The organism is Rhizobium grahamii CCGE 502, from assembly GCF_000298315.2.
Lineage (GTDB): Bacteria > Pseudomonadota > Alphaproteobacteria > Rhizobiales > Rhizobiaceae > Rhizobium > Rhizobium grahamii.
In genome coordinates this window covers 125844-140180 of sequence record NZ_AEYE02000022.1, presented here as the reverse complement: position 1 = coordinate 140180, position 14337 = coordinate 125844, and the positions used below count along the sequence as shown (strand labels likewise).

General features: G+C 61.5%; 11 protein-coding genes. 10 read left to right on the top strand and 1 reads right to left on the bottom strand.

Annotation, left to right across the window (positions count from 1 at the left end; all coding sequences use genetic code 11):
- Nucleotides 1–13: 13 nt before the first annotated feature.
- On the top strand, nucleotides 14–775 hold the full coding sequence (locus RGCCGE502_RS18840) for an SDR family NAD(P)-dependent oxidoreductase (RefSeq protein ID WP_016555776.1): 762 nt from the start codon (nucleotides 14–16) through the stop codon (nucleotides 773–775).
- Nucleotides 776–884: 109 nt separating this feature from the next.
- On the opposite strand, the gene RGCCGE502_RS18835 is transcribed toward RGCCGE502_RS18840, so the two are convergent.
- On the bottom strand, nucleotides 885–2177 hold the full coding sequence (locus RGCCGE502_RS18835) for an NCS2 family permease (RefSeq protein ID WP_016555775.1): 1293 nt from the start codon (nucleotides 2175–2177) through the stop codon (nucleotides 885–887).
- 1089 nt (nucleotides 2178–3266) lie between these two features.
- Here RGCCGE502_RS18835 and RGCCGE502_RS18820 point away from each other — a divergent pair.
- Genes RGCCGE502_RS18820 through RGCCGE502_RS37380 form a run of 9 tightly spaced genes read left to right on the top strand, consistent with a single transcriptional unit; the run spans nucleotide 3267 to nucleotide 14332 of the window.
- Nucleotides 3267–5318, top strand: a complete 2052-nt coding sequence (locus RGCCGE502_RS18820) for a phage tail sheath family protein (RefSeq protein ID WP_016555773.1) — start codon at nucleotides 3267–3269, stop codon at nucleotides 5316–5318.
- A gap of 11 nt (nucleotides 5319–5329) precedes the next feature.
- Nucleotides 5330–5857, top strand: a complete 528-nt coding sequence (locus tag RGCCGE502_RS18815) for a phage tail protein (protein ID WP_016555772.1) — start codon at nucleotides 5330–5332, stop codon at nucleotides 5855–5857.
- Between the two features lie 28 nt (nucleotides 5858–5885).
- Nucleotides 5886–6734 (top strand): T4 family baseplate hub assembly chaperone, encoded by an 849-nt coding sequence (locus tag RGCCGE502_RS18810; protein WP_016555771.1) that lies wholly within the window; start codon nucleotides 5886–5888, stop codon nucleotides 6732–6734.
- Complete coding sequence (locus RGCCGE502_RS18805; protein WP_016555770.1) at nucleotides 6731–7456, top strand: hypothetical protein; 726 nt, start codon at nucleotides 6731–6733, stop codon at nucleotides 7454–7456. Before RGCCGE502_RS18810 ends, RGCCGE502_RS18805 begins: the two co-directional genes overlap by 4 nt.
- A gap of 2 nt (nucleotides 7457–7458) precedes the next feature.
- The gene (locus RGCCGE502_RS18800) at nucleotides 7459–8715 is read left to right on the top strand and encodes a Pvc16 family protein (RefSeq protein WP_016555769.1); all 1257 of its coding nucleotides are present in this window, start codon (nucleotides 7459–7461) and stop codon (nucleotides 8713–8715) included.
- 8 nt (nucleotides 8716–8723) lie between these two features.
- Nucleotides 8724–10628 carry an ATP-binding protein gene (locus RGCCGE502_RS18795; RefSeq protein WP_016555768.1) on the top strand — a complete coding sequence of 635 codons (1905 nt, stop codon included), beginning with the start codon at nucleotides 8724–8726 and terminating at the stop codon, nucleotides 10626–10628.
- Nucleotides 10625–10870: a hypothetical protein gene (locus RGCCGE502_RS18790; RefSeq protein ID WP_016555767.1), complete on the top strand. Its 246-nt coding sequence runs from the start codon at nucleotides 10625–10627 to the stop codon at nucleotides 10868–10870. Before RGCCGE502_RS18795 ends, RGCCGE502_RS18790 begins: the two co-directional genes overlap by 4 nt.
- A complete protein-coding gene (locus tag RGCCGE502_RS34615; protein WP_016555766.1) occupies nucleotides 10870–12699 on the top strand; it encodes an eCIS core domain-containing protein in 1830 nt (609 codons plus the stop codon). The genes RGCCGE502_RS18790 and RGCCGE502_RS34615 overlap by 1 nt, the downstream gene beginning before the upstream one ends.
- Before the next feature lie 43 nt (nucleotides 12700–12742).
- Nucleotides 12743–14332, top strand: a complete 1590-nt coding sequence (locus RGCCGE502_RS37380) for an eCIS core domain-containing protein (protein WP_016555765.1) — start codon at nucleotides 12743–12745, stop codon at nucleotides 14330–14332.
- Nucleotides 14333–14337: the final 5 nt, after the last annotated feature.

Here is a 14337-nt window from a genome sequence, read left to right as displayed (position 1 = left end):
ACCGGGAAATACCATGATACTCAAGGACCGCATTGCAATCGTCACCGGATCGGGCTCCGGCATCGGACGCGCCGGGGCGCTCATTATGGCACGGGAAGGCGCCCATGTGATCGTCGTCGATGTCGATTTTACGAATGCCAACGAGACCGTCGGCCAGATCACAGCGGCGGGCGGTAGTGCCGAAAACCTCGTGGTCGATGTAACCGACGACAAGGCACTCGAGACTGGACTTGCCGCGATTGCGGCACGCCACGGCCGCATCGACATCCTCCACAATCACGCGGGTGCGCAGGTGGCTGGCGATCTGGAGCAGGTCGCCGTCGACGGTTTCGACAGGTCGTGGAGCCTGAATGTGCGGGCGCATTTCATGGCCTCGCGCTTCGTGATGCCGCTTATGAAGAAGGCCGGCAAGGGGGTCATCCTCAACACATCGTCGTCATCCGGCGTGCTCTACGACCGCGAAATGATCGCCTATACGACGACGAAGCACGCCGTCATCGCCATGACGCGGCAAATGGCGGGCGATTACGCGAGGTTCGGAATCCGCGTCAACGCCCTCTGCCCCGGCTGGGTCGACACGCCCTTCAACCAACCGTTTATCGCTCAGATGGGCGGGCGAGATGCTATCGAATCCTATATCAGCGCGAAAGTGCCACTAGGTCGGTGGGCAGACGTGTCCGAAATTGCCGAACCCATACTCTTTCTCGTATCCGATCGGTCTTCGTACATGACTGGCCAAGTCCTGGTCGTTGATGGTGGCGAAACAGTTGTTTGAACTACGCGAAGTCGTCCTCGAGGACCTCAAGAGGAACCGTGACAAATTTCGCGGTTCCTCTAGAGGTTAGCGGCGTGTCGGATGACCCGGCCTGTTTCGGTGCAGTGCCTTACGGTGCAAAAAAGGCGAAGCGCACCACAAACAGAGCTGCAACGATCTGCGTCGCCGGATGCAGGATCGACCAGCGGCCTGTGAAGATCTTCATGACGACATAGCTTACGAAACCGAAGGCAAGACCGTTGGCAATCGAGTAGGTGAACGGCATTGCTAGTGCAGTGAGCGCTGCAGGTGCGGCCTCAGTCAAATCATCCCAGTCGATCTCGGTCATTTCGCGCATCATCAGGCCTGCGACATAGAGGAGTGCCGGGGCCGTCGCATAGGTCGGAACCGAGGCAGCGAGTGGCGAGATGAAGAGAGCTGCCAGGAAGAGGACAGCGATCGCAAGCGCTGTCAGACCGGTCCGACCCCCTGCCTGCACCCCAGAGGCACTTTCGACATAGGCCGTCGTACTGCTGGTACCCATGAGGGAGCCCGCCACGATTGCCGCACTATCGGCAAGCAGTGCCCGGCTCAGATTGTTCGGGCGTCCTTCCTCGACGAGCCTTGCGCGCTTGGCAACGCCGATCAACGTACCGGTCGCGTCGAAGACTTCGACAAGAACGAAGACGAGGATCACCTGGATGAGGCCTCCGTGGAGAGCACCGAAAATGTCGAGCTGCATGAACGTTGGCAGGATCGAAGGAGGCATGGAGACGATGCCCTTAAACTCGCTGACACCAAAGATCCAGGAAAGGACGGTAACGGCAAGAATGCCGATCAGGATTGAACCTCTTACCTTCAACGCATCGAGCACGGCGATGACGAAGAAGCCGAAGATCGCAAGAAGCGGCCCGGTCTCCTTGAGGTTTCCGAGGCCGACGAGTGTTGCCGGATTGTCGACAACAATGCCGGCGTTCTTGAGTGCGATGATGGCAAGGAAAAGTCCGATACCGGTCGCGATCGCGCTTCTCAACGAATGTGGGATGCCGTCAATCAGCCATCTGCGGACGCCTGTTACCGTAAGCAGGACAAAGATCATGCCAGAGATGAAGACCGCGCCAAGCGCCTGCTGCCAGGTAAACCCGAGTGCCGCAACAACGGTGAAGGCAAAGAATGCATTCAGGCCCATGCCTGGTGCCATGCCGATCGGCCAGTTGGCGACAAGCGCCATCACGATTGATCCCAATGCCGCGGCAAGACAGGTTGCGACGAACACTGCGTCACGATCCATACCCGTGGTCGACAGGATGTCCGGGTTAACGAAGATGATGTAGGACATCGTCAGGAACGTCGTCACGCCCGCGATGAGTTCGGTGCGCACGCTGGTGCCGTATTCACTCAATTTGAAAAGCCGTTGAAACATGGTTCCTCCCAAGGCAAGCATCCGGCTCTGCCTGATGTCGTGGACCTGCCAGAATCTCCTCCAGATCCAGGCGCAAGGAACGCGGCCATGTAGCAACTTCCTTGCAGATAGGGATTGTGCGTTGTCGACGGGCAAGGCGCTAGGGGTGGATTTCCCCGTAAAAACGCGAAAGACTTTCAGATTTTCCCCGTGGTTCTGGCCGGAGAAGCTTGCCTGCCGGATCCCGAACAGGTCGCCATTCGCCATCGGATCCTAGCACTCGTCGACGGTAGCTCAGTCGCGTTGAAATGCGAGCGGCAATCTCGCCGCCGTCTGCCATGCCCTTAGCGCGGATCCGTCACGCCTGCTCGCCAGCGAGGATTGAAATTGCATTCGCCAGTGGAGGCGGCACTAAACAGCCCAACCAAAAGTTTTGAATTGTCCGCCAAACTCGCATCAGCACCATAGATGAGTACAACGCGCGCCGCGATTACATCGATTGAGTTCAGCCATGTGAGCTTCACCATTCGGGCAGAGGCGCCGGATGCGGGCATCCGGTCTGACTTTGGTTTACGCGCCACCGTCCCGCTGCAGGTCTTGCCTGTCGCTGGCGCGTGCCCGCACTGAGTGCGCCCGAGCGCGTCGCCCCGATGTGCCTACGCCAGTAGAGAAAGGCACCTTTCTGTCCCACACCGCCGGGCCGACTTGTCGATCGAGATCACAGGCAGAGATTTCGCCCACGCGAATTTCACAACTTCAGGAAGATTTTCCGGATGAGAACCGTCCGTCAAAATCGCCCGCCAAGATTGTCGAATTATTGCCCTGTTAGCGCGATCTCAACGTTTCGGTGCCGGCATTGCTAACAGCGGCGTTCGCGTTACATGAACCATCCTCCAACGATATCGAGCTAGGCATCTTAGCTCATCTTATTGAATCCTCTTTTCTTTCTCTTCGACAGGTTTCATAGCCCTACTACAGTGTTGACCATCGGTTGATTTGCACGCATATTGTACCCGTAATCAGCAGCTCCCCGTTTATACTCCCGAATGCCGGAATGTTCCGTCGCAATGACACGTATCGCGTGTTCAACGAACGATTCGGAGTCTGACGATGCCCATACGTCCCACTTACCCAGGCGTGTATATTGAAGAGATTCCGAGTGGCCTGCGCCCTGTAACGGGCGTCGCCACTTCGACGACCGCATTCATCGGCACGTTCAGCCGCGGACTTCTCGACGAGGCCGTGCAGTTACTCAGCCAGTCCGACTTCGAACGCGAATATGGCGGTTTAGAGCGCAACAGCGAGACATCCTACGCCATCCAGCAATTTTTCCTGAATGGCGGAACCGAAGCTTACGTCGTCAGGGTCGGGCACGACGGAAGCGACGGTGCGACGGCGATCGCAGCGTCAACTGTAACCCTGCCCGCCCTCGATGGTTCGAACCTTCTGGTCGTGACCGCAGGGCGGCGCATTCGCGGCCAGTCGGCCGTCAATCCCGGTGGGTGGGGCGACAACCTGCGCATTTCCATCACGAACAATGGCAGCGGCGATGACGCGACCTTCAATCTGGTGGTCAGCGAGCTCAGAACCAGCGGGATAACGGCAAGCATCGCCTCCTCCGAAGCCTTCAACAACCTGACCACCGAACCCAACACGGCAAACAACGTCATTGACGTCGTCAATCAGGGATCGAGGCTGATTCAGATTGCGCTTGCCACTGGCGTTGCCCTCACAGCCCCCTTCCCCCGCCCGCGCGCGACTGGAATGGTGAGCGGTGAACTTGCCGGCACGCGGCCTGTCTTCGCCGACATCGATACCCTCTCGATCACGCTTTCCGGCTCTGGCGCGGCAGCGCAGCCGCTCACGATTGCAGCCGACGTTCCCGCCAACCCTTCCTCCGCGATCAGACAGACACAGGCAAGCTTCAACAGCTGGGCGCAGCACCTGCAGGCCGCAATTCGTGCTGTTGCGCCTCGTTTTGCTCCCGAACTGCAGACTTATTTTTCAGCCGCAACCGTTGCCATCATTGGAGACGGGACGACCGGACGGCCGCGCCGATTTGTCGTCACGCCGGGATTTGGACCGCGTACGTTCGCCGCCGACGCGCTGTTTGTTTTTTCCGGTGCCGATGTCGCGAACTATGCATTGCAGCCGGCAACCGGTGCTGCCAATGCCACTGAGCACCTTCCGACACCAGGCGCTGCCTATGCACTCGATGGCGGTGATGACGGAACGGTTCTCGACGGGGAGACCTATGCGGTTCCGCTTGCGGTCTACCAGGGAAACGCTGCTGATCGTACCGGCCTATGGGCACTCGAGGACGTCGATCTTTTCAATATCCTTTGCCTTCCCGACGCTCCGAGGCTGGCAGCGGCCAATGCCCGGTCCCTCTATGCCGCGGCAGAGGCCTATGTCGGTGATCGGCGCGCCATGATCATCGTCGACATTCCTGAAAATGTCAGGCTGGTCGATCAGATGCATGCCTGGCTTGCCGACAACGAGCCGCTACGTCATCCGAATGGCGCGGTCTACTATCCACGGACCATCCTTGCTGATGCGCTGAACCAGGGTCGCGCCCGTTCTGTTGCCTCTTCCGGCACGATCGCCGGACTATGGGCCCGCACCGACGCAGCGCGTGGCGTCTGGAAGGCGCCGGCAGGCACGGATGCGAGGCTTCGCAACGTCGACAGCCTTGCCTATCAGATGACGGATCTCGAGAACGGCACCCTGAACCCGCTCGGCGTCAACGCGCTTCGTTCCTTCCCGATCTATTCGAACATTTGCTGGGGTGCACGCACCCTCGACGGGGCAGACCTCATTGCGTCGGACTTCAAGTACATCCCGGTCCGCCGCATAACCCTCTACATCGAGGAAAGTCTCTACCGGGGCACCAAATGGGTGGTGTTCGAGCCGAACGACGAGCCTCTTTGGGCGCAGATCCGGATGAATGTAGGGTCTTTCATGTATGACCTGTTCCGGCAGGGCGCGTTTCAGGGGTCGACGGCCCGTGATGCCTTCTTTGTCAAGTGCGACAAGGAGACGACGACGCAATCCGACATCGACAACGGCATCGTCAACATAGAGGTGGGTTTTGCTCCCCTGAAACCCGCGGAATTCGTCATCATCAAGATCCACCAGATCGTGCGGCGACCTGAAGCCTGAGGATACCCGAGATGGCACAGTTCACAGTCAACCCCCGCAGGTTCGACCCCTACAAGAATTTCAAGTTCCGGGTGAAATGGGACGGTCGCTATGTTGCCGGGGTCAGCAAGGTCGGCGCGCTGAAGCGCTCGACCGAAGTTGTGGAACACCGGGAGGGAGGAGACCCCTCCACCAGCAGAAAGTCGCCCGGTCGAACGAAGTACGAGGCGGTCACCCTCGAACGGGGCGTCACCCATGACCTTGAATTCGAACAATGGGCAAACAAGCTCTGGAATTTCGGGGCAGGTCCCGGCGCGGAGCTCTCGCTCGCAGACTTTCGCAAGGACATCATCATCGACCTGTTTAACGAGGCCGGACAGAAGGTCATCTCCTACAACGTGTTCCGCTGCTGGGTTTCCGAATACCAGGCACTTCCGGATCTCGACGCCAATGCCAATGCGGTCGCGATCCAGACTCTCAAACTCGAAAATGAGGGCTGGGAACGCGATCTCGCCGTGACCGAGCCAACCGAGCCGTCCTTCACGTTCCCGCCGGGCTAATAACCATCGCGTTCCAGGGAGAGTTTCGATGGACACCATCGCGATCGAACTCGCACAGGGCCTGTTTCGCGACGGTGTCGTCCATCGGTCGGCAACGTTGGCGCCATTGACGGGCCGCGTGGAAGTGGACTTGCGCGAGGGTGTCAGGCTCCGGTCAGTCAACGCGGATCTTGTCTCAAGGCTTCTCGCATCCACGGTCGCCAGCATCGGAACTCTATCTGGCCTTGGCCCTGCCGACCTCGCCGAACTGACGGTCGGAGACCGGGAGCGACTGCTGCTTGCGATTTACCGATCAAACTTCGGAGCCAGCATCGACGTCATCGCGCAATGCCCTGATTGCGAGGAGATCGTCGAACTTGACATCCCTGCCGGTGCCGCAGAGCCGCCCCCCTTTAGACCCTCGGCGGTCCATCACGTTGAGTGCGAATGCGATGGAGCTCTATGGCGGATCTCGTTTCGTCTCCCGACCGGTGGCGACCAGGCAAGACTTGCCCTGAGCGCCGGGGCGCCTAGCGGTGACGCGGACGTGCGCCTCCTGCGCGACTGCGTGGTCGAGGCGACACGGAACGGGTGGCCGGTATCGATCGTCGATCCTGATGGAGAGATCCTTGCTGCAGTCGAAGACGCCATGGGCCGCGCCGATCCGGCGGCAGAGAGTGAGGTCGAATTCATTTGCCCGGGCTGCGGAAAGAGCGTGGAGGTCGTCATCGATGCAACGACCCTGCTTAGAGGCACATTGATGGACGGTCGACTTGTTCTACGCGACGTGCATCGGCTTGCCTCTGTCTACCATTGGACGGAGCCTGACATCCTTGCCCTTTCCCGTGAACGTCGCGCCGACTACCTGGCGATGATCGAGGAGGGGCTTGAGGCATGACAGGCTTTCTTCGATCGGTGCTGATCAGGGGTATCGGAGCTTCCGCAGCCGGCCAGGCGCAATTCGCGACCGTCCCGGCCCGATCGCTTTTTGTCCCGCGCGAGACCGCAGCGCTGCCCGACGCGGCTTACCCGGGCATGGCCGTCACACCTTCACCGGATCACGGACAACCACCGCAAATGACCGTCAAACGCTCTGCCAAACTGCCGCCGGAAGAGCAGCCCCTGCCGACTACAGCATCTGCCAAGCCGACGTCGACGCCTGCGAGGGAGGATCTTGATCGAACGCGTGCACGCGAGCCCTTGCCTGGTGTGGAGCCAAGCCGGCAGCAGGAGGCCCCTGCAATCATGCATGCTGCGGCACAGGCTGTCGGACCTGACGTGCTGAAGGTCAGACCTGATATGAATCTCGATCGAGGTGTCACGGACGCAAGGGGGACTGGCGATCGTCAGTCCGCAGTCGATCTGGCGAGGGTGCCACAGGAAAGGGATCCTGAAGCGATGGATCCTGGCGGGCAGCGGCGGGCCACCCGTCCGGAACAGCAGGCCAGAGGGCATGAGCGGGCAGCAATCGCGACACGGACCGACAGCGGCACGACGATCGAGATCGGTCGTATCGACATCGTGATCACGCCGTCTCCGGCGGCTCCGGTCGACCGAGGGCCTGATCGCACTAACGGTTTTGCCACGCATGAGCAGCGCCGCCTTGGACCGAGGCGATAGACATGGCAACACACGAAGCGATCGCTGCCGTTAGCCGGACCTTACGCCACCTGCTTCTCGATCGGATGGCAACGGCGGCCGAGGTGACATTGTCGCCGCCGGACGTGACGCCCCAGGTCGCAGATCGACGTGTGAACCTTTACCTCTACCAGGTCATCGAGAACGGCGTCCTCAAGAACCAGGACATTCCCGGCCGGGCGCATCCCGGCAGCCTGGGTCGCCCGCCTCTGTCGCTGGATCTTCGGTTCCTGCTCTCCAGCTACAGCGCAACCGAAGACGCCGCCGACTCCGATCTCAATGCCCAGATCCTGCTCGGTGATGCGATGGCGGTCCTGCATGAGTTCGGGGTGCACATCGACGAGCTTGCCATGACGCGGAATGTCGGCAGCAAGCGCATTGGCGACCCGGTGATCGATCCGGTACTCGCGGACGAATTCGAGCGCCTGAAAGTGGTGCTGCATCCGATGTCGATCGACGACCTCAGTCGTGTCTGGTCTGCAATGCCGCAGGCAAATTTCCGCCGATCTGTTGTCTATGAAGTAACGGTCGTGCAGATCGAAACAGTGTCTCCGCGCATGCGGCCGGCACCGGTGGAACGACGATCGATATCGTCGAGCGTGCGTCGCGCACCGGTGATCCTTTCGGCCTATGTCCTGAAACCGCCGAGCGAACCGATCGGTGACATCCGTGTCGGCATCGGCGCCACTGTTGTTATCGAGACGGAGGGTGCGGTGGGCATCCCGGTATCTGCCGCCCTCGCAACGCTAGATTCCGGTTTGCTGCCCGCCTCGCAGAACGGACGCTTTGAAATGACCGTGCCTGATGACGTCAAGCTGCAGCCAGGCCCGCTCGAGCTTCACATCCTCGTCGAGATCGCAACAGACACGGTAACCGGGGCGCTCGACCGTGGCACTTCAGGCAGCACCACACGGCGGCTTCGCTCCAATACGGTTCTTCTTCAGCTTGTGCCGTCCCTTGAGGGACTGACCGTGCTTTCGCCCGCAGGCGACCGGATCCTGAGGCTCGAGGGTACGCGGCTCTGGCATCGTGAGGCGAGGATCGTGGAGGTGGTGCTCGGCGATCGTTCTCGCCGGATTGTCAAGGCAGCGGATGCAGCGCCAGGTGATCCGCCGACGCCGACACGCATTGAGGTTCCGGTTGCCGCTTTCGAGCTGCCATCGGCAGGCGACTACGCGGTGGCTGTGCTTGTCGACGGCGTGCACAGCATCGGCCCGGAGCTTGTCTATCACCATCTATGAGGACGACCATGCTGAATACGGTCATCAATGCGCAAGAGAGCATACCGGACGATCGGCCAGCGGACTGGTTTAGCGCCAACGCAGCAACTGTTGCGCTCGGTCTTTCCTGGATCTCGGCGCGCCTTGCATTGGCCGACGATGCCGAGGAAATCCGCAAGGCCTATGATTCAGCGCGGACGCGGCAGCTCAACGCCAACGACCCCGCCAGCATCGACCGGCTTGGCGATCTCTTTTCGCTGGCGCCCTTCGATCTCGACGTTCTGTTGCTTGGTTGCGCGGCACATCTGGTGCATGGGATAGGCAGTGCCGACCTCGAGATGGCTTTCACGGTATGCGATGCCATCGAGCCTCCAGAAGCCCGTTTCCTTGCGCTCGGCCGGTTCAGTCCGGACGCGCCACTGCGCCGCTTCCGGCTGATCGAGATGTCCGACAGTGCCGTCCAGCTTCAATCGCGGTTTACAATCGATGAGCGCATCATGCGCCTGTTGCTAGGCGACGACCAACGCGTGGCCGCAATCGACCAAGCCCTGGAGGCGGAGGACTGCGGACCTCTTCCCGAGCATAATCTCGACATCGTCGACAGGCTTTGCGCGAGCATGGACATGGAGCGCCCTGCAGCAGCACTGGTCGGCGCGGCAAGAAGTGGGCGCCGGGCCACCGGAAGTGCCCTTGCCCGGCGCTTCGGGCTCGGCATTCGGACCTTGCTTTTGCGCTTCCTTCCTTCGGATCCCGGCGAGCGGCGCGACTTCTTTGCCCTCGTTGAGCGAGAGGCCGCGATCGGCCGGTTTGCTGTTCTTGTCGATATCGACGAGGCCGACGGGAGGCTCGCGGGCGAGGACCTGCTGCGCGGCTTTTCCGGCTTCACCATTGTCGTTGGCAAATGCCCTCTCGAAACCGCGCGTCACGTGCCGACCGGTCACTGCCGTCCGCTTGCGACCGCTGACCGGCTTGCTATCTGGAGGGCTGTTCTCGGCGAGCGGTCAACCGCTCTTAAAGGCGATCTCCTTGAAATCGCCGAACACTTTGCGCTCGGACCGAGGGAAATAGCCCGGATTGCCCGCGACCTTCTCGATGAGGAAACCCTTTGGGACGCGTGCCGCTCCGTCGCCAGCCGGGATCTGCTTGGCCTCAGCGAGCGGCTCGTACCCCGGTTCGGCCTGGAGGATATCGTCCTGCCGCCGAAGGTCCTCGCCTTGTTGCACGCCATCGAGGCGCAGGTTCGCTTCAAGAGCCGCGTCCTTGGCCCCGGCGGGTTCGCAGAGCAACTGGTGCGCGGGCGCGGCACGACAGCGCTCTTTGCGGGTCCAAGCGGTGTCGGCAAGACAATGGCCGCCGAGGTCCTGGCCCATTCCCTGAAGCTTGACCTTTTTCGGATCGACCTGTCCTCCGTCGTCTCGAAATATATCGGCGAGACCGAACGCAATCTGCGGCAGCTCTTCGACGCCGCCGAGGCCGGTGGCTGTGTCCTTTTCTTCGACGAGGCTGACGCGCTGTTCGGCAAGCGGACCGAGGTGAAGGACAGCCACGACCGCTATGCCAATCTGGAGATCAGCTACCTCCTGCAACGAATGGAAGCGTTCTCCGGCCTCGCGATCCTCGCCACGAACCTGAAGAACAATCTCGATCCCGCCTTTCTTCGCCGGCTTCGCTACGTTGTCGACATTCCCTTTCCCGATGCCGCTGAGCGCGAAACCCTGTGGCGGCGCGCCTTTCCTGCAGGCACGCTCACGGACGACCTCGACTATCCAAAACTGTCCAGGCTCGACTTTTCCGGCGGCAACATCAGCGTTGTGGCAATCAATGCTGCCTATCTCTCCGCCGCAGAAAATTGCGCGGTCGGCATGAGACACATCGAACGGGCGGCGCGGGCAGAATTCCACAAGCTCGACCGCGATTTTGGGGGGTGGGCGTGACAAAAGAACCGCAGCGTCATGTCGGAGCGATCAAGGGGGGCGGTGCCTACGCACGAGGAATCACCGGCGCCGTGATCGACGGTATTTCTCAGGCAGGCGACAGTGTTGGACCGGGGACCGCTCCCGGGCGCCGGATCCGTATCGATGCGCTCACCGTGCGCATCGGGAGCGATACGGGCATGCCGCATTTGACCGATGTAATCAGACGCGAAATTGCCCGCGCACTGCGGAGGATGACGTGATGATGCAGGCCCATGCCATCCCGCAGACTGCTTACAAAACGCCCCAGCCCGGCGCAAAACCGATGCTGCAGCGAAAAGTCAAGCTCGGCTCTGCGAACGATCCGCTCGAGCACGAAGCCGATCGCGCCGCGGCCGAGGTCGTCTCGGGTGCAAGCGTTTCGAAACTCTCACGCTCGGTTTCACTCGCCCAACGCAAATGCAGCGCCTGCGAGGATGAGGAACGGCACGCCATTCGCCGGAAATGCGCCCATTGCGAGGCCGAGGACGCGATGCTCCGCCGCAAGGGCGGCTCCGCGGCCAGACAGTCATCCGTTGATAACGCAGCTACTGCGGTCAGAAGCGGCGGCACGCCGCTCACACCTCAGCAGCGGTCCTATTTCGAACCCCGTTTCGGCCATGATTTCTCTGAGGTGCGACTTCACCGCGGAGAAGCAGCCGAGCGCGCCGCCGACGGGATCGGCGCCAAAGCCTACACGCTTGGCTCCTCGATTGCGTTTGGAAGGGGCGAGAGCGGCAATGCCCTGCTTGCCCATGAACTTGCCCATGTCGTGCAGCAATCCGGCCGGACGATCAGACGGCAACCAGCTGGCCTCGTGCCTGTCGATACGAGCGGCGGCGGCAGCACGGCCTTTTTGAACACCGTTTCCGGCGCACCGACCTTGCAGCCTGACGGGACCTTCACCGGAAGCGTGAGGCGGCAGGAGATTGCTCCGGCCACGGCCACCCAGGCCCAGATGACCATCAGCGATGAAACCGTCAATGTTATCTACGATCCCAAGAACTGCGTCGTGCGTCTGCCGTTTCGCATTAATTTTGTCGCAGCCCCGTCGTCGGGAACCGCCGGCATATGTTCGAGCGGAGGTGCCGGACCTGCCCCTCTCGTCAGTCCAGCCCGGCTTGCGGAGATCGCCAATGAGGTGGTTGAAACAGCGCAGGACGGCCTGAACGGCTGGTTCAAGCTGAGGGTCTCCGGCTGCAAGAACCCGTGTGCGGGCCGCGACATCCCGATCCGGGTAGAGGTCAGCCAGACCCCCACCAATCCCGACGTTACCATCAATGTCGTCAATCGCGGCGGACGAGCCGATGCGGGAACGATCTGTGCCCCGGACTTCAACCCGGGGACGACGGTGCACGAAGGCGGCCACCAGCGTCTCGGCGTCGGCGACGAATATCGCGAGACCAATGCTGCCTACCGAGCCCGCACTCCGGCATGGGCGCGCGATGAGCGGGTCAGGACTGACTTTACCCGCATGGGGTCGCAATACACCTATGGCAGGCTTGCAGCCTTCCATGAACGCCATTTCCAGTTTGCGCAGGTCTTTGTCCAGGCAGCGCTTGGCGCGAGCTGCAAGGTCGACCTCGCCAGGGCCCGGGGGCTTCCGGTCGAGGCGCGCTTCACGCTGGGCGTCGGCGGATTTTCAGGCAATCTTGGCCAGGGCTATACCCTGGAGGCGGGCGTGGACGCCGCGTTACCGTTCGATACGAACCGGCGGTTCAACCTCGAGGCGGGATTGCACGCCCTCTATCTCAGGGCCCCCGAAAAAAATCGTGACGCGCTACTCTTCGGAGCGCGGCTCGGCCTTTCCGCACAGACCCATCCGTCCAGCTGGGGCGCCAAGGTGGGTGTCTTTGCGGGCGTCGGTGGCATCGTCTGGCCCGACAAGGAAGCCTACGGCGAGGTTGGCGCGAGGATCGGGATTTTCGACGACATGCGAAAGGGCCGCCGGGTCGGGCTCGAACTCGACGCGGCACTCGGCAAGGCTTTCAGCGACGACGCTGACAAGCTGCACTTCGCCCGGATCGGGCTCAACTTTGTTTACAGCAGGTAGCGATCATGGGGATGACGTCCAGGACAGGCGAAGGGAGGGAACCATGACGGCAACGCACGCCCCCCTTTGCGCCAGCCGTTGCCGGTCTACCCCGGCCAAGCGTCCGATCGTTCAGCGCAAGGCGAAACTCGGGGCGACCAATGATGCCCTGGAACACGAGGCCGAGGCAGCCGCGAAGCGGGTGATTTCGGGTCGAAGTGCAGGCGTCACAGCGTCGGCGACCCTTCCGACAGTCCATCGATCAGCCCCGCCCGACGCTGCGACCGCCGGAGCCGAGGCAGCCGAGAGTGCGGTTACCTCCTGGCCGGGCATGCCGCTCAGCCCATCAGAGCGATCCTATTTCGAGCCGCGGTTCGGCAGCGACCTGTCAGCGGTGCGCCTCCATGCTGACGGGCCTGCTGCGCGCGCCGCCGATCATATAGGAGCCCGGGCCTATACCGTCGGCCGGCACATCGGCTTTGCTCCCGGCCAATACCGTCCTGCGAGCCTCGAGGGCCGCCAGCTGATCGCGCATGAACTGGCCCACACTGTGCAGCAGGCCGACGGCATCGTCCGCCGCGACACCGTCGCAGGCGACCCGGACATCGACCTCGGTAAGAAACTGCGCTCAGAGGAATTCAATGACGGCTATAGCCTCGCCTTCTTCGATCCTGATTTCGACCTCATCAAGAAGCCTCAGCCAATGTCGCAGGCACTTGCCGATGCATTTGCGGCGCGCGAACAGGGGATAGGGATCAAGGACGACCGGTTTGATGCCACGTCGCTAGTGTTCGGCAAGTCCATTCGCGGCACGAAGACAGACGGCACGAGCCGCATCCAGGACGTCGTTCCACGCCTTGCGGGCGTGATCGGGAGAGCGCTTGCGAAGGTACCTCCGACAGGCGCAACAGCCGCCACTGCAACGCCAGACAGGATCAAGTCGCTCGCTATCTTCGCGCACGGCACGCCCAGCTGGTGCAGCCTCAACGTGACGTCGTCCAACGCGCCAGGCATCTTCAGGACGATTGCGCCGTTCCTTTCGAAGACGGCGAGGATCATTCTTTACACCTGCAGCTCCGCGAAGGGTGTCACGGAAAATCTGGGGTCGACCAAGGAAGACGTTTACCGCAGGGGCTCGTTCGAGCGTGGTGGAACGGATTCCCTTGCCGCCGTTGTCCGCGACACACTGGTCGACGCCGGGGTCGGCAATGTCAGCGTATGGGGCCATACCGGTGCCGGGCACCCGACAGAAAACTGGTCGCTCCGTTTCTTCACCGGTTCCGCCGGTAAGGGGTCGCCAGGACGAGGCTTCGTTGCATCGTTCCTGGCAATCGAGCCAGTCCTTGCGGGGGCAGTGGCGGAACTTGCTGCGGAAATTGGACGACAGGGATTTGCGCTCGACACGACGAGCCCCGTCTTCAAGGCCCAGGCCGGACGGCTTGCCGCGGACGGGATTTATCTCGCCTATGCAGCGATGCATTGGGACAAGTCATTGCCGGTTAAACCGTCCGAGCAGGCACCGACCTCGTCTCTGTCGACAGCACTCGAAGCGATCGCCCACTTCGAGAATGTCTACTGGCCAAAGAATGTACCCGGGCTTGCAAAGATGCTGATCAAATCGCTCGGCCTGAAGAAGCAACCCGCCGCACCATAGGAGCA

Excerpts from the sequence above, each read along its gene's own strand:
- RGCCGE502_RS18840 (WP_016555776.1), top strand. The coding sequence starts at position 14 with ATGATACTCAAGGACCGCATTGCAATCGTCACCGGATCGGGCTCCGGC.
- RGCCGE502_RS18835 (WP_016555775.1), bottom strand. The coding sequence starts at position 2,177 with ATGTTTCAACGGCTTTTCAAATTGAGTGAATACGGCACCAGCGTGCGC.
- RGCCGE502_RS18820 (WP_016555773.1), top strand. The coding sequence starts at position 3,267 with ATGCCCATACGTCCCACTTACCCAGGCGTGTATATTGAAGAGATTCCG.
- RGCCGE502_RS18815 (WP_016555772.1), top strand. The coding sequence starts at position 5,330 with ATGGCACAGTTCACAGTCAACCCCCGCAGGTTCGACCCCTACAAGAAT.
- RGCCGE502_RS18810 (WP_016555771.1), top strand. The coding sequence starts at position 5,886 with ATGGACACCATCGCGATCGAACTCGCACAGGGCCTGTTTCGCGACGGT.
- RGCCGE502_RS18805 (WP_016555770.1), top strand. The coding sequence starts at position 6,731 with ATGACAGGCTTTCTTCGATCGGTGCTGATCAGGGGTATCGGAGCTTCC.
- RGCCGE502_RS18800 (WP_016555769.1), top strand. The coding sequence starts at position 7,459 with ATGGCAACACACGAAGCGATCGCTGCCGTTAGCCGGACCTTACGCCAC.
- RGCCGE502_RS18795 (WP_016555768.1), top strand. The coding sequence starts at position 8,724 with ATGCTGAATACGGTCATCAATGCGCAAGAGAGCATACCGGACGATCGG.
- RGCCGE502_RS34615 (WP_016555766.1), top strand. The coding sequence starts at position 10,870 with ATGATGCAGGCCCATGCCATCCCGCAGACTGCTTACAAAACGCCCCAG.
- RGCCGE502_RS37380 (WP_016555765.1), top strand. The coding sequence starts at position 12,743 with ATGACGGCAACGCACGCCCCCCTTTGCGCCAGCCGTTGCCGGTCTACC.